The following is a 15011-nucleotide window of genomic DNA, read 5'->3' as shown; positions in this document are numbered from 1 at the left end:
ACTACCCTCTTCGTTGTCGTGAATGAACTATCCAAGCCGTGGTCGGTACGGTCATGATCACCGCAATGACTGCCAGCAGCACTTCGAGGAGTTCACCCACAAAGACTTTATTGTTAATAATTTGACTGAATGAATATGATAACCGAGCAAACCAGATAAACAAGGCCGAAAAGCCCCCAAAGAAACCAAAGAACAAAGTGTTTATTGCAGTTCCAATGATTTCGGCTAACATCGCTGATTGACCAGCCCCCGGTTGAATCTCGTTGGTTGCCAACCCAGCCGAGACTGCAATCGCGGCTTCAGCAATCGCCCCCAGAGTACTCATCAAGCCAGTGGCAATCAGAATCTGTTGGAAACTAACTCCAATGGCGGTGGAGAAACCTTCAAGTGTTTCGCCATCCTCATTGCCAAAGCCAGCCGTTTGACTGAAATAAAACACGAGCATAACTAAGCCGACAAAAACGGCCATGACCAACAGGGAGGCCACAAATGCTGGGCCAGCAACGTCTGGCTTGGCTTGGTTCATGAAAATGGTCGTCGCTAAAATCATTAGACCCACCACGACACTGACAACGACCGGATTAAACCCGCCCGCAATCAGAATCACCGTCAAAATCATGAGACCCAGATTAATTAAGATACTAATGAGCGTGACTAGGCCATAACGCCCTTGAACCAGGATCAGCAACGTTAATAAGGCCAGTCCTAAAGCTAGGATTGCATTCATGCGTCCACCTGCTTTACAAATGCCATGGCACCACTGGTCAACGGAACTGCCAGGACAATACCAAAGGCTGAAATCAACGATTGGGCTAAGCCTAAGCCCATGACCCATTCAATTGTTTGGCCAACGGCATTACCATTTCTTAGCCACAACACCGCCTCGGCAAAAGTGCCTGCCACAAAAATCATCATTAAAACGCCAATCAGCGGTCCCAACACAGCGCGGCCAACGGCCATCCCATTACGGAATTTATCTCGACGGCCAATCGCTTGGGGATAAACGCTAACAGCGATATCTCCAGCAACATCCAGCACGGCCCCTAAGGCACCCACAACAATTTGGACATAAAATAGAAGCTGCGGTGCTTGCGTCACATACTTGACGGTTTCCAGATGGACGCCATTATAGCCGGTCAGGCTTAAAATTGCATAACCTAAGGCCACGGCCAACACGGTAGCGGCGACGGTGGCCCCACTGATAATGAGCATCAGGCGATTCACCCCAACGATAAAGGCCGCTGTGACCAGTGTGAAAACAATTGCCAAGCCACTAAAAATCAGCCAAGCGTTAATCGATTGATTACTGATATCCACATGGACCACTAACAAGAAAATTGCGGTATTGATCACGATACTCGCCAGTGTGACCCAGAAGTGCCGGCGCAACACCAGAATCATCAGCACAATCAGACACATCGCCACAGTCAGTAAGATTGCATCGCGCTTGTCATCTTTTAACTGATACTGACCGTGTATTTTTGTGACAAAAATTTGGCTGCCGACCCGCAAAGGAAAATCTAAGGCTTGACTCGCCGTGTAAGTATTCGTCAACGCAATTGTGCCACCCGGACCATTTAACAACCGGGCTTGAACCCGTTGAGTAATGAGGCGGTCTTCATTGCTGTTACTGTCAGTCTCAGTTTGAGAAGCACTCGCAGTCACTCGTGTCACTTGCGCCACTGGCGTGCTATAGAGTGGGGCATCAAACCGTGCGGCCAGAAATGTGGCTACCGGTAGCAGAATCAGTAACCAGCGCCAATACTTCTTAATCATCAAACCGACTCCTCTCTAGGCATACCTTACTGGCCTACCGCTAAAAATTCAAACCCGCGCACTCAATTGTTGGGCATTGGCTAGTCAAACCGTATAATGAAAGCAAAGACTTCAGGAGGCCATGATGAATACTTATCTCAAACTCAAATACCGTCTAGAACCCTTTAGCTCAAAAGATCGACAGGTGACCGTTTATGAAGATGTGGCCACTTATATCAATCAGGATTTGGCCCACGCTCATCCCCAATTGCTTGACTTTCAGCCAGACGAACTGCTCATCGTCGTCAATCAGAAACAACATCTGCATTTCTATCACGCCGATGAGGCAACACAGTTAGAGAAGAAGCTCCAAGCTCACCCAATGTGATTTTGACTCAATATTTCATCGTAAGCCGCACGAATTGGACCGTCGGGTTTTGCCCATTCAATCCATTCCGTCGGCTTTTCATTTGGAAATGAATAATTATCGTTGATATAGGTTTCGTATCGGCCCACCGCATTTGAATGGGGAATGTTCAGCTGCATGATTCGAACTTCTTTAATGAGCCCACTAAGTGCTGCCTGTTCGGCCTGGCCGTTCATAAAAATATTGCCCAGTTCGTAATAGCGAGTCCCGTCGTTACGCACTATTTCTTGAATTAAATCAAAGGTCTGATACTTCTCACTCATTAACGTGCCTCCATAAACTTTTCGACGGCCGCCGCAGTCGGAATCGCCGGCTGGGCGCCTAACGTCTGGACGGTTAGCGCTGACGCTGCGCTAGCAAATCGCACAGCTTGCGCCAATGGATGATCTAACTTGGCGACGAGATGCCCGATGAAAGTGTCTCCGGCCGCTGTGGCATCAATCGCCACAACCTTGAAAGCTGGCACCCAATTCTGCGCCTTAGCATCAGCCACGAACACCCCTTGGTCGCCTAAAGTGATGAGCACATGTGTGACGCCGTGTTCAAAGAACCAAGCGGCAGCCTGCTGTTGATGGGCTTCGGTATCCGGAATGATGCCTGTGAGGCTTTGCGCTTCGGTCTCATTTGGAATGACATAGTCACATAATGACCACAACTCATCAGGGACGTTCGTCTTTGCAGGTGCGGGGTTAAGAATCGTGGTTGCCCCAATGGCTTTGGCCTGTTTGAAGGCGGCTACCGTAGCTGCAATCGGCGTTTCAAAAGTGGCCATGACCACATCTGCCTGGGTGAAGTTGGTGGTGTCCGCTGGTGTTAGTGCCTGGTTAGCCCCACTAATAACGGAAATCGTGTTATCGCCCGAAGTATCGACCATAATCAAAGCCCGACCGCTACTTTGTCCAGCTGTCGGCTGTAGCTCAGTTGTATCAACCCCCGTCGCTGCTAGTTTAGCTGTTAAGTCAGCCCCAATGGCATCACTGCCCACCCGGCCAATAAATTGCACCGTCGCACCACCGCGAACAGCCGCCACGGCTTGGTTTGCCCCTTTGCCGCCCACAGCCTGATCAATACCATCGACGAACTGGGTTTCACCCTTCACAGGTAAGTGTTCGACCCGCAAAGTTTCATCTAAATTAATGCTACCAATCATGATGACTTTCATCACTTATTCTCCCCTTGCAGATATTTGTTTAGCGGTCCACTTCGTGATAAGGTCTAGGTATTCTGAACCAAAGGAGTCCCGCTACATGTCACGTTTCAGTACGCTTATATTTTTCCTGGCGAGCTTTTGGTTACTCACCGGATTTACAGTGATCGGCCACCGCGGCGACCCAACGAATTATCCCGAAGAAACTTTTCAAAGTTTTGACAGTGCATTCAATCAGGGAGCTGATTACGTTGAATTCGACATCCACGAAAGTCGTGATGGTCAGCTTTTCGTTCAACACGATGACAGCCTGCAACGAATGACCGGTGCTAATCGCCTGATTAGCCAAAGCACAAGCCAACAAATCCAACAATATCATACCAAAAATGGCGAGCCAGTTCATTCGCTCGCCGAAATCTTTAGCCATTATCAAACTGGCTCGCAAAAGTTCCTCATCGAGACCAAGATTAGTAGTGATGAGCCTCATCCCAATTTAGAAGCTAAATTGGTCGCCTTGATTCACCAGTACCATATGGACAAGCGCGTGATGTTCCATTCATTTTCACTCGCTAGTCTTAAACGCCTGCAACAGCTGGCACCGGATATCCCCAGAATTTTCATTGTCGGCTCGCTCAAGCGGATTACCTTTGCCGTCTTTCCTTATGTGACAGGTGTCAATATTAGCTCTGAATTAATTAATCAAAAGCTTGTCGATGACCTCCACTATATCGGCCAAAAGGTCTATATCTGGGACGAGATGAATGAGAACCGTGCCCTGTGGAATTGGCTGGTCAACTTAAATATCGACGGGGTGGTCACCAACTACCCGGGCCTTGGCGCTGATTTCAAGCACTTGAAAGCCAAGGCTACGATTACGCCGCTTGATGACCTGGCGACCAATACGAGCCAAAGCACGTTACCCGTCTACATGAACCCTTATCAACCCACCTTGAAAGCCAAACAGATTAAGCCTGACGAAGCGGTGACGGTGATTGGGCAAGTCATTGTGCAAGGCCAAACCTACTACCGCATCGGACAAAATGCTTTTGTTCCAGCCGAAACAATCAACCTCGCCCCTCAAGCTGGCTGGGCCAGTTTGTTTAGTCGGCAAAGGGTACAAGTTCGGCAACCATTAATGGCCGCAAACCTTTACAATAATCCCCTCAACCCCACACGAGTCAGTGGTCATTTGGCGAATACCCAGGCCGTGCCCGTATCTGGCGTCCGCATCCATAACAATCGCTTATGGTTGCAAGTCCCAGGTGGTTGGGTGCAAGGCCAAGATGTTCAACTGCCAGCGGCAAACCATTCTGCTCTCTGGCTGTATCAATACAACCAAATGCCAAAGCCTTTGCGCATGAAACTGGTCCTGCCTGAATTTCCATTCTGAGCCTGAACAGAGCCTGTTTTGGGGCAGATAATTTTAGCGCTGAACCGTATGCAGACTAGGCTGAATATGGTATGTTGGTATTATCCTAACAAAGAAAGCGGGTTAATTATGACGACAGATTGGTTAGCTGAAGCAAAGAAATATAAAGAAGCATTATTAGATGATTTGACCACCTTATTGAAGATTGACTCAGAACGTGACGTTGAACACAAAACGGCTGATGCGCCACTTGGCCCTGGCCCTGCGGCTGCTTTGAAGCAGATGCTTGCCTTGGCTGATCGCGACGGTTTCAAGACATTAAACGTTGAGAACGTGGCTGGCCGGATTGAATATGGTGACGGAGATGAAATCTTCGGCCTCTTTGGTCACATGGACGTTGTCCCAGCTGGTCCTGGTTGGGACACTGACCCCTTTAATCCTGTCATTAAAGACGGCCGCATCTATGCCCGTGGTTCTTCAGACGATAAGGGCCCAAGCATTGCCGCTTATTATGCCCTTAAAATGATTAAGGATTTGGGCCTGCCTATTAACAAGAAAATCCATTTCATTATCGGGACTGACGAAGAATCCGAATGGGTTGGCATTAACCGGTACTTAGAAGTGCAGCCAGCCCCAGATTTTGGGTTCTCACCTGATGCAGAATTCCCAATTATCAATGGTGAAAAAGGGATTGCGACTTTTGCCGTTAAGTTATTGCCAATTGCCGCTAAGAGCGCAGCTTTGACTTTGACCGGTTTTACCTCTGGTATCCGGGTCAATATGGTCCCTCAAAACGCTGAAGCCACCATTGCTGGCACATTACCAAATGATTTTGAAGATCAGTTACAAGCCTTCGCAGCTGCTAATCATGTGAAAGCACAAGTGGCAACGGATGGCCAAACGGCTACTGTTAGCCTTGAAGGTAAAGGCGCCCATGCCCAAGAACCAAAAGTTGGGGTTAATGCGGCCACTTACCTGGCGACCTTCTTAAACGGCTTTGACTTTGATCCTGCTGGCAAAACCTATCTGCGGTTAATCGCTGACTTCATGCATGATGATTCACGCGGTCACAAATTGGGGATTAACTACACTGATAAATTGATGGGTGACCTAACGGCTAGTCCTGACATGTTCAGCTTTAGCCAAGATGGCCCCCAAACCATCATGATTAATGTCCGTTATCCACAAGGTACTGATGACAGCAAGATTCGTGACCAAATTGAAACTACCCTGGGTGCCGATGTCGTGAGCGTGGCTGTGAATGGCCACGCCCAAGGCCCACACTATGTTTCTGGTGACGATCCATTAGTCAAAACCTTGCTGGATGTCTTCGAACGTCAAACTGGTCTACCTGGCCACGAGCAAGTCATCGGTGGCGGGACTTATGGTCGGATTATCGACCGTGGGGTAGCTTTTGGGGCTTTAATGCCCGACCGCGAAAACGTGATGCATCAGGCGAATGAATACATGGCTATTGACGACATCATCCAAGCTGTCGCTATCTATGCTGAAGCCATCAGTTTGCTGGCAAAATAAGTCAAATTAGTTTCTTAAAGTCCAGGGCTCTCTTATAATGTACTTACAGCGACGGGGATGTCACTGTGACTAAAAAGCAAGCGCCAAAGCGAGATGGTTGTCTCACTTTGGCGCTTGTTTTTGTTAGCGATTTGTCTCTAATAAGGGCAATAAATCAGTCAAATGGTTCAATTGGTATGTTGGAAAAATTTGGCTGCGGTTGGGGATGAAATGCGGGTTAAACCAGACAGAATCGATTTGGGCGTTGCGCCCGCCCTGAATATCTGAGGTGAGCGAATCGCCAATGATAAGGGCCCGCTTGGGATCAAACCCAGGAATCCTCTTAGCCACGTAATCAAAAAAGGCCATTGTCGGCTTGGGTGACCCAACGGTATCACTGACAAAGATCTCGTTAAAGAAATCAATAATGCCACTTTCTGTGAGCCGGGCGATTTGAACCGGTTCAATGCCATTTGAGACAATGTAACAGTCGTAATCACGTAATCGCTTGAGCACACTCACAGTTTCAGGGAGCAATACGGCTTGCTGATTGAGTAATTGCCGATAAATTCTTTCGGCCTGTTGGCCATCAGCGTTTAGCTTCAATTGCTTAAACGTCGTGGCGAAACGCCGAGTGAAGATGTCATTGCGCCGAATGCGTCCGGCTTCGTAGTCTTCCCACAAGCCGACGTTGATGCGCAGATAGGTCGATTCAATTTCAGGCGTATCGTCTATCTTTAGTGCGGCGAATGTCTGAGCCAGGCTTAGGCTTTCACCAGCTTTAAAGTCCAGTAGTGTGTCATCCACGTCAAATAGTAAATCGCGATACATTATCCTGCCCCCTTTTGCTTTCTAAGAATACCCAAATAAGCGCAACTTGACCATAATTTCCTGAAACTTGTTGGGGTTTGGTATATAATTTTACCAACGACCGACAACAAAGGTGGAATAAATTTTGAAAACACTCAAAACGTGGAGGACGCGTTTCAACGCTTGGTTAAAACGTTTCCTAGCCAACTTCGGCCAACCACGCCAAGCATCCCCAAATAACCAATCAAATCTCCCCCCCTTCTCTCGTAAAACTTGGGGGCTCTACGCTGATATTATTCTCCAGAGTCTCAAGACCGTATTCTATTACGCCCTTGGTGTCGCTGGGGTGTTGTTTTGTTTAGGTATCGGCGTTATGGGCGGGTACTTCGCCGCAATTGTCGACCAAGCCCCCATCCCGACTGAAACCGCGCTGAGTAAGACGCTCAATAACGTCAACCAATCAACCAGCCTTTATTTTGCCGATAATGTCAAATTGAGTAATGTTCAATCAGACTTAGTTCGCGAAGGCGTGAAAATCAACGCCATGTCGCCATGGGTGACCAAAGCAATTGTGGCAACTGAAGACGAAGAATTCTACCAGCATCACGGGGTTGTGCCTAAAGCCGTCGTCCGGGCCGTGTTCTCGGACTTGACCGGCTTAGGTGGTCAGACCGGTGGCTCCACTTTGACGCAGCAAGTGGTCAAAATGCAATTCCTGTCTTCTGAAACGACCTTCAAGCGCAAGGCCACTGAAATGATGTTGGCCATGCGAATTGAACATTTCTTCTCAAAGGCTGATATTCTACAAGCTTATCTGAATACCGCCCCACTTGGCCGCAACAACAAAGGGCAAAACATTGCTGGCGTTGAAACGGCAGCACAAGGACTGTTCGGCGTTTCCGCTGCCAAATTGACGTTGCCTCAAGCCGCCTTCATCGCTGGCCTCCCACAGAGTCCTTCGGTTTACACGCCTTACACCCAAACGGGCGCGCTCAAAAAGAACCTGTCTTCTGGTCTCAACCGGCAACAAACTGTGCTCTTTCGGATGTATCGGGCGAATCAAATCACCAAAGCCCAATACACGGCGGCCAAGAATTATGATCTCAAGAAAGACTTTATTGCACGACAAGCCACACCAAATGATGCCAGCCAACCTTATCAATACGTTTACAACATGGTCACGAGTGAAGCTAAAGTTATTTTAGCGCAACAACTCGCCAAAGAAGCTGGTTATTCCGCGTCTAGGCTCGCGAAAGACTCGGGGCTCAATACCCAGTTTATGGACCAAGCAACAGAATTGATGCAGACACGGGGCTATCAGGTCCACAGCACCATCAATAAGCAGGTCTATAACGCCATGCAAACAGTGGTCAAATCACAAGCATCAACATTTGGCCCAACCCAATACACACAAGAAATTAATCCTGAAACTGGCGAGATGCAAACCAACGCGGCCCCCGTGCAAAACGGGTCAGTGCTGCTCGATAATGACACCGGTGCGATTGTTGGCTTTGTTGGCGGGGTATCTGGCGTCCTCAATCATATCTATACCCTACGCTCGCCGGGTTCGACCATTAAGCCAATGCTGGTTTATGCGCCAGCGGTTGAGAACCAGCTCGTCGGTACTAAGACCATGCTGGCTGATTTCAAAACTCATTTTCCTAACAATTACAGTGTGACTGACTTTGGTGGTGAAATTCAAAACCGCTTCATGCCAGTCTCTGAAGCCCTGTCGCAATCGTATAATATCCCGACTGTTAATCTGTATAATGAATTACAAAAGAAGGTTAACGTCAAAACCTACATGGACAAAATGGGCATTAACACATTAACAGCTAATGACTATAGTCAACTCGGACTTGCCCTAGGGGGGACCGACTATGGGGTTTCCGTGCAGGAACAAGCGAGTGCTTTCTCTACCTTTGCACGCGGTGGTACCCATACAGACGCCTTTGTGATCGATCAAATTGTCGATCCTGCTGGCACGGTTATTTACCAACATAAGTCAAAGAGCACGCGTGTCTTCTCCAAGAGCACCAGCTACATCATGCACAATCTATTGCGTGACGTGATCAAGACTGGGACGGCTTCACAATTAAGTTATCAGTTGAACTTTGATTCAGATAATTTGATTGGTAAGACCGGGACCACTAATGACTTTCGCGATATCTGGTTTATCGGCAGTACGCCGGGCTTAACGCTAGCCAGTTGGATGGGTTATGACAACAGTAATGGCCACAGTTATCAATTGCCAGAGAATGCTTCTGACCTCAACGAAGCCTATTGGGCGAAGTTAGCTAATGGCATCTATGACGAAATCCCGCAACAATTCAAGCTTAAGCAAACCTTGACGCGACCTGACTCAGTTAAGTCCGTCACCGTCAATGCCACAACTGGGATGAAGAACTCCACGGTCAATGTTGATGGTCAGCCATATACCGTTAACGGTGAAACGACCACCAGCCTGTACAACAATTGGGAGCCAAGCGGTACCATCCAAGACTTCGGTATTGGTGGCACTAAAGCAAACTACAAACTCTTTTGGGATCACTTCGGTGGTGAAGCCAACAATTATGGGTTACCGACCTTTAACGCGGCTGACGCCATCACGAATACGACCACAGGACAATAAAAAAATCGCATCCAGCAACTAACTGGATGCGATTTTTTTGTGTTATTTTGTCGTATGGCGCTTGGTGATATCAAAGCCTAGCATGATGGTCTTAGCATCAATATCTTCTTTGTTCATCATCTTCGTCAACAGGCGCATTGCCACCGCCCCGATATCATACAATGGTTGATCAATTGAGGTAATTTGTGGCCGGGTCATCTCCGTCAGCTTCGTGTTGTTGCTAGTAATGAGTTCAAACTCATCTGGCACTGAGACACCAGCATCAAGCGCACCGTCCAAAATTCCAACTGCTAATTCATCGTCTCCGACAACAGCAGCTGTTGCACCAGCCTTTTGTAGCTGTTTAAAGGTCTTTAAACCAGCATTGTAACTGTACTCTGTTTCAAAGACCAATGAGTCATCATAGGCTAAGCCAGCTTCATTCAAAGCTGCCTTATACCCCTTCAAACGGAATTCGCCGTTGATTGGCTGCTTCAATGAGCCGGTGACCAACGCAACTTGCTTGTTGCCGTCTTGGATCAACTGGGTTGTCGCCGCCTTCACTGCTTCCACATAGTCAATATTGACGCTGCCGACCTGCTCATCAGGATCAATTGAGCCAGCCAAAACAATTGGCGTTTTACTCCGGGAGAATTCAGCCCGGACTTCGTCAGTAATCACATGGCCCATGTAAATCAAACCATCGACTTGCTTCGCTAGTAACGTGTTTAGGACTTGGACTTCTTTTTGACTGTTTTCGTCTGAGTTAGCCAGAATAATATTGTACTTGTACATTGTGGCAACATCATCAATCCCTCGGGCCAAACTCGAGAAGAACATATTGGTCACATCGGGAATAATCACCCCGACAGTGGTCGTCTTCTTGCTGGCTAATCCCCGAGCAACTGCATTTGGCCGATAGTCAAGGCGATCAATCACCTCTAAAACCTTCTTACGGGTAGCTGGCTTCACGTTAGGGTTCCCGTTCACAACCCGAGAGACGGTCGCCATAGAAACACTGGCTTCACGGGCAACATCATAAATGGTAATGGTTGGCTTATCCAAAATTCTGTACTCCTTTATATCTTTTTTCATAATCGACGCATTTCGACTTTCACAACAGAATAACACACGGAAAATAGCAATGCAAGCGTTTTACTGAATTTTTCCATGAAATTTTCATCAATGTTTTCAGAAAGCCGTGCCAACGTAGATGTGTTATACTTTGGGATGTAATTTTAATTGTCTCCTCATTTTCAAGGATGTTTCCTGAAAAGGTTTATTTTCTGTAAATGAGAGGCGGAATATGGGAGGAATTGTCTATGAATCAACACCTACAGGCACTTCAACAATGGTTGAACGAACAACAACTGGATTTAGGGTTCATTAGCAACCCAGTCGACATTAACTATTTTACAGGGTTCTACAGTGATCCTGAAGAACGGGTGACCGCCCTGGTGGCTTTCCCCGATCACGAACCATTCCTGTTCGTTCCGGCTTTATCGATTGAAGCGGTTAAACTTGCAGGCTGGACTTATGATGTCTTTGGCTATCTGGATCATGAGAATCCCTTCCAGCTGATTGGTGACCATATTAAAGCCATTACGGCTAACCCTATTCGCTTTGGGATTGAAAAAGACGACCTGCCCGTCGTCCGCTATGAAGCACTGCTGAGCCAATTCCCACAAGCCACCTTCCCAGCTGATGCCTCACGCTTCATTGAAGGTCAGAAATTATTTAAGACTGACGATGAAATTGCCTTGATGGTTGAAGCCGGTAAACAAGCCGACGCTGCCTTTGCGGCTGGCTTTGCGGCCATTAAAACAGGCGTGACTGAACAAGAAGTTGTCGCCGAGATTGAATATGCCATGATGAAACAAGGCGTCATGCACATGAGCTTTGACACTATCGTCCAAGCTGGTCAAGACGCTGCCAACCCTCACGGCGGGCCCGAAAAAACTGCGCTTAAACCTGGTGAATTGATTCTGTTTGACTTGGGGACTAACAACAAGGGTTACATGTCTGACGCAACCCGGACTGTTGCTTTTGGCCAGGTTGATGCCAAGTCAAAGGAAATCTATGAAGTTTGCCTTGAAGCCCAATTGACTGCCCAAGCGGCTATCAAACCTGGGATTACAGCGGCATCCCTCGATAAGATTGCCCGCGATGTGATTACCAAGGCTGGCTATGGTGAATACTTCAATCACCGTCTCGGCCACGGCATTGGGACCAGTACTCACGAATACCCATCCATCATGGAAGGCAATGACATGGAAATTCAACCAGGTATGTGTTTCTCCATTGAACCTGGGATTTATATTCCTGGTGTTGCCGGTGTGCGGATTGAAGACTGCGTCCACGTCACTGACACTGGCTCCGAAGCATTTACCCACACCAGCAAAGATTTCACGATTTTTAACTAAAACGAAAAAAGCCACCAACCAGAGAAGGTTGGTGGCTTTTTACTAGCTATTCAGCATCTTTTGGGGCGTCGGTTTCAGGCTGGTCCTTTGGGACTTCGACTTCGCCCGGCTTATCTTCATCAGCCACAGGAGGTTCATCATCTTTAGCCTGAGCAAAGGCACTCTTGCCATCTAAAACAATGTCATCAAAGGCATCATTAGTCGCAACTTCGGGCGTCTGCGTTAACTCATCACGAAGCGCTTCTGTCTGTGCATCGAAATCGGTTAAGTCAGCATCTGCATCTGGTGCAATCTTTTCTTTAATCCCAGAGACCGCATCACTGGCGACGTCTTTCCAGTCAGCACTCACTTCACGGGCAAAGTCATAATAATCTGCCGCCCGATCAGCAAGCTGGTCCTTACGCCGCTTGAATTGTTGTTTGAGTTCATCACTGGTTTGTGGTGTTAACAGATACGTTGCTGCTAAGGCGCTAGCGCCACCAATCAGAAAACCTAAGAAGAAATGTCCTTTTTTTGCCATGCTTTTTCCCTCCAATTATTTAGTGGATTTATTCTGTTTTGAAAACATTGAAAAAGCTTTTTGACCCACGCGAGTAATCACCGTTGCTTTGGCGGTATTTTGGATGCCACTGGAAACCCGGCTAGTCAGATTGCGTGTTGACGTGTTTAAGTCCGACACACTCTCGCCCAGTTCGCCAATAGCGGTAAAGACCGGATCAATCGCGGCGACCTTGCCGTTAACATCATCAAGTAAGGTATTGGATTTAACCAACAGGCCCTCCACTTCATGGGTTAAGACACCGACTTCACTATTAACAATTCCCAAAGTCTGGTTGACTTCGGCCACTGTCGCTTTGACTTCCTTAGTGACTGCTGCCACCCGAAGTACAAAGATAAACAAACCTAAAGCAATAATTAAAAATGCGATTGCTGCGATTAATCCAGCAACTTGACCAGCTGACATCGCTTTCCCTCCTTACCGTCCATCTTGTTTTTAGCATAACATCATTCAGGGGTAGGTTCAATTTTAATCCCAGCAAAATCGTCTGCAAGACTAGGCTTTAGCTATGGACTTTGTTAGACTAAAACAAGCGTGAGGAGGAATAACCATGTTAGTGCTCGCAGACTTGACCGATCAAACTGCTAAACAAATTGATCGGCAAACAAACTTACTTTTACGCTATTTTCAACAAATCAATTGGGACAGCATTCTGGCCACAACCGTCTCTAAAATCATCGAAATTTTATTCTTCACTTTGCTTTTTTGGTTAATCAACAAGGTGGGCCGAGCGGCTATCCGCCACGGCTTTAAATCTTACCAGGGCAAACGATTAATGTCCGGTAATCGCGTCGAGACCATCCAGACTTTGTCAGACAACGCTTTTAAATATTTCATCTTGTTCTTCTATCTGTATGCTGTCCTATCGGTGCTTGGCGTCCCAGTTGGGACATTGCTCACTGGTGCCGGGATTCTTGGCTTAGCGCTGGGCCTTGGTGCCCAAGGGTTCGTCAACGACGTGGTCACCGGGTTCTTCATCTTACTTGAAGGCCAATTCGACGTCGGTGATAGTGTCCAGATTGGCACAATCACTGGGACCATCAGTTCAGTGGGCTTACGCACTACGATTGTCGAAAGCAGTGATGGGACGCAGAATTACATCCCCAATCGCAATATTGCAATTGTCAGCAATCGGTCCCGCAACAACATGCTGGTCCTCATTAAATTACCCGTCTATCCGACGACGGATTTAACCAAGGTTAAGACAGTGATCAGCCAAGTTAATGCGGATTTGACGCCGAAATTTGACACCATTGTCTCGCCGCCAGAGATTCTTGGTATGAGCGAGAACCAAGATGGTAGTTTCAGTTATCAAGTGCAGCTTTTTGCGCAAAATGGTGAACAGGTGCGGCTACAACGTGAATTCTTGGCCGCCTACCTGGCTGCCTTACATCAGGCCGGGATCGATTTACCCACCCCGCGATTAACCTTAACGACCCCCTAACTCACACAACGGAGGCATTATCTTTGATCAATTTTGTTAAAGGCATCATCATCGGACTCGCTCTTGTCATCCCCGGTCTTTCCGGGAGTATTTTTGCCGTCGTAGTCGGCTTATACGATAAGCTGCTCGACGCCGTCAACCATTTTCGCCAACAGCCGCGGGCTAGCATTCGTTTCCTTTGGCCAGTCGCTTTGGGCGCGGTAATTGGCATCTTGGTCTCAACCAAGGCCGTCTTAGCCCTGACAACAAGTTTCCCAATTCCCAGCTATGGCTTCTTTATTGGGCTGGTCTTGGGGATCGGGCCTTTCATCATTCGAAAAATTCAAACAATCCCTTTTCGCTGGGGGTATTTGCTCTTGAGCTTGATTGGTTTTGCTGCCATCTATGGCTTGGCCAAACTCGGCGGCACCGAACCAGAGAATATGATTGCTTTGCACGCGTTAAACTCTGGTGGAGATTGGCTGACCATGGGATTTGCTGGCGTCTTCTCGGTGTCCCTCATGGCGATTCCGGGTATTTCTGGTTCGGTGATGCTGATGGTGCTTGATCAATATGGAACGGTCTACAATGCCGTCTCCCAACTGGGTACTGGCGTCCGTGCGCTACTACAAGGTGATATGACTGCATTTGGTCATGCCATGGCAGCAGCAGCGTTACTGGTTCCCTTTATGCTTGGGGCGATTATCGGTTTAATTGCCGTTGCTAAACTCATGGGCTATCTGTTAAAGCATTATGAAGCTCTCGTGTACTACGCCGTGATTGGAATTGTGTTAGCGGCAGTCGTGATTCTGATTCAAACCGGGCTAGTGCCGTACTGGCATGGCTCAAACCTAGTCACAAGTTTTGTGGTCATTGCCAGCGCCGTCATCGGTATTCTGGCAACGATTTTCCTTGATCGTCCTGAAAACTAGCCAACTAAAAAAGGTGTGTGAGTTGCCCTGCCGGGCAACC

At 47.8% G+C, this 15011-nt stretch carries 14 protein-coding genes and 1 pseudogene; 7 read left to right on the top strand and 8 right to left on the bottom strand.

What is annotated here, in order from left to right; genetic code table 11:
• Position 1 precedes the first annotated feature (1 nt).
• The gene (locus FC34_RS08340; RefSeq protein WP_057894960.1) at positions 2–727 is read right to left on the bottom strand and encodes a YibE/F family protein; all 726 of its coding nucleotides are present in this window, start codon (positions 725–727) and stop codon (positions 2–4) included.
• The gene (locus tag FC34_RS08335) at positions 724–1776 is read right to left on the bottom strand and encodes a YibE/F family protein (protein WP_235803414.1); all 1053 of its coding nucleotides are present in this window, start codon (positions 1774–1776) and stop codon (positions 724–726) included. The genes FC34_RS08340 and FC34_RS08335 overlap by 4 nt, the downstream gene beginning before the upstream one ends.
• Positions 1777–1897: 121 nt before the next feature.
• Between FC34_RS08335 and FC34_RS08330 the strand changes: the two genes are divergently transcribed.
• Complete coding sequence (locus FC34_RS08330) at positions 1898–2143, top strand: hypothetical protein (RefSeq protein ID WP_157052277.1); 246 nt, start codon at positions 1898–1900, stop codon at positions 2141–2143.
• Here the strand turns inward: FC34_RS08330 and FC34_RS08325 are convergent.
• Complete coding sequence (locus tag FC34_RS08325; protein WP_057894958.1) at positions 2131–2445, bottom strand: hypothetical protein; 315 nt, start codon at positions 2443–2445, stop codon at positions 2131–2133. The genes FC34_RS08330 and FC34_RS08325 overlap by 13 nt on opposite strands.
• Positions 2445–3344, bottom strand: coding sequence for a ribokinase (gene rbsK, locus FC34_RS08320; RefSeq protein WP_057894957.1), 900 nt, complete (start codon positions 3342–3344; stop codon positions 2445–2447). Before rbsK ends, FC34_RS08325 begins: the two co-directional genes overlap by 1 nt.
• An 85-nt stretch (positions 3345–3429) precedes the next feature.
• Between rbsK and FC34_RS08315 the strand changes: the two genes are divergently transcribed.
• Together FC34_RS08315 and pepV are read left to right on the top strand one after the other, a co-directional pair.
• Positions 3430–4719, top strand: coding sequence for a glycerophosphodiester phosphodiesterase (locus tag FC34_RS08315; RefSeq protein WP_057894956.1), 1290 nt, complete (start codon positions 3430–3432; stop codon positions 4717–4719).
• A gap of 108 nt (positions 4720–4827) precedes the next feature.
• Positions 4828–6234: a dipeptidase PepV gene (gene pepV, locus FC34_RS08310; RefSeq protein WP_057894955.1), complete on the top strand. Its 1407-nt coding sequence runs from the start codon at positions 4828–4830 to the stop codon at positions 6232–6234.
• A gap of 123 nt (positions 6235–6357) precedes the next feature.
• Here pepV and FC34_RS08305 read toward each other — a convergent pair whose 3' ends face one another.
• Positions 6358–7044, bottom strand: a complete 687-nt coding sequence (locus FC34_RS08305; RefSeq protein WP_057894954.1) for a YjjG family noncanonical pyrimidine nucleotidase — start codon at positions 7042–7044, stop codon at positions 6358–6360.
• Positions 7045–7168: 124 nt separating this feature from the next.
• Between FC34_RS08305 and FC34_RS08300 the strand changes: the two are divergent.
• Positions 7169–9643 (top strand): annotated as a pseudogene (locus FC34_RS08300) (transglycosylase domain-containing protein); the annotation flags it as partial.
• A 54-nt stretch (positions 9644–9697) separates the two neighbouring features.
• Here FC34_RS08300 and ccpA read toward each other — a convergent pair.
• Entirely contained in the window at positions 9698–10699 is a 1002-nt protein-coding gene (gene ccpA, locus FC34_RS08295; protein ID WP_057894952.1) for a catabolite control protein A, read from the bottom strand.
• Between the two features lie 257 nt (positions 10700–10956).
• On the opposite strand from ccpA, the gene FC34_RS08290 reads away from it, so the two are divergent.
• On the top strand, positions 10957–12057 hold the full coding sequence (locus tag FC34_RS08290) for a M24 family metallopeptidase (protein ID WP_057894951.1): 1101 nt from the start codon (positions 10957–10959) through the stop codon (positions 12055–12057).
• A gap of 46 nt (positions 12058–12103) precedes the next feature.
• Here the strand turns inward: FC34_RS08290 and FC34_RS08285 are convergent, their stop codons facing one another.
• Both FC34_RS08285 and FC34_RS08280 read right to left on the bottom strand, forming a co-directional pair.
• Positions 12104–12577, bottom strand: coding sequence for a YtxH domain-containing protein (locus tag FC34_RS08285; protein WP_057894950.1), 474 nt, complete (start codon positions 12575–12577; stop codon positions 12104–12106).
• A gap of 15 nt (positions 12578–12592) precedes the next feature.
• Entirely contained in the window at positions 12593–13021 is a 429-nt protein-coding gene (locus tag FC34_RS08280) for a DUF948 domain-containing protein (RefSeq protein ID WP_057894949.1), read from the bottom strand.
• A 145-nt stretch (positions 13022–13166) separates the two neighbouring features.
• Here FC34_RS08280 and FC34_RS08275 point away from each other — a divergent pair, with 145 nt between their 5' ends.
• Both FC34_RS08275 and FC34_RS08270 read left to right on the top strand, forming a co-directional pair.
• Positions 13167–14060, top strand: coding sequence for a mechanosensitive ion channel family protein (locus tag FC34_RS08275; RefSeq protein ID WP_057894948.1), 894 nt, complete (start codon positions 13167–13169; stop codon positions 14058–14060).
• Entirely contained in the window at positions 14039–14971 is a 933-nt protein-coding gene (locus FC34_RS08270; protein WP_162259772.1) for an undecaprenyl phosphate translocase family protein, read from the top strand. Before FC34_RS08275 ends, FC34_RS08270 begins: the two co-directional genes overlap by 22 nt.
• Positions 14972–15011: the final 40 nt, after the last annotated feature.

The organism is Lacticaseibacillus brantae DSM 23927 (assembly GCF_001436115.1).
Classification (GTDB): domain Bacteria; phylum Bacillota; class Bacilli; order Lactobacillales; family Lactobacillaceae; genus Lacticaseibacillus; species Lacticaseibacillus brantae.
Note: the sequence above shows the minus strand (reverse complement) of the source record. Positions and strands in the feature narration are given on the sequence as shown.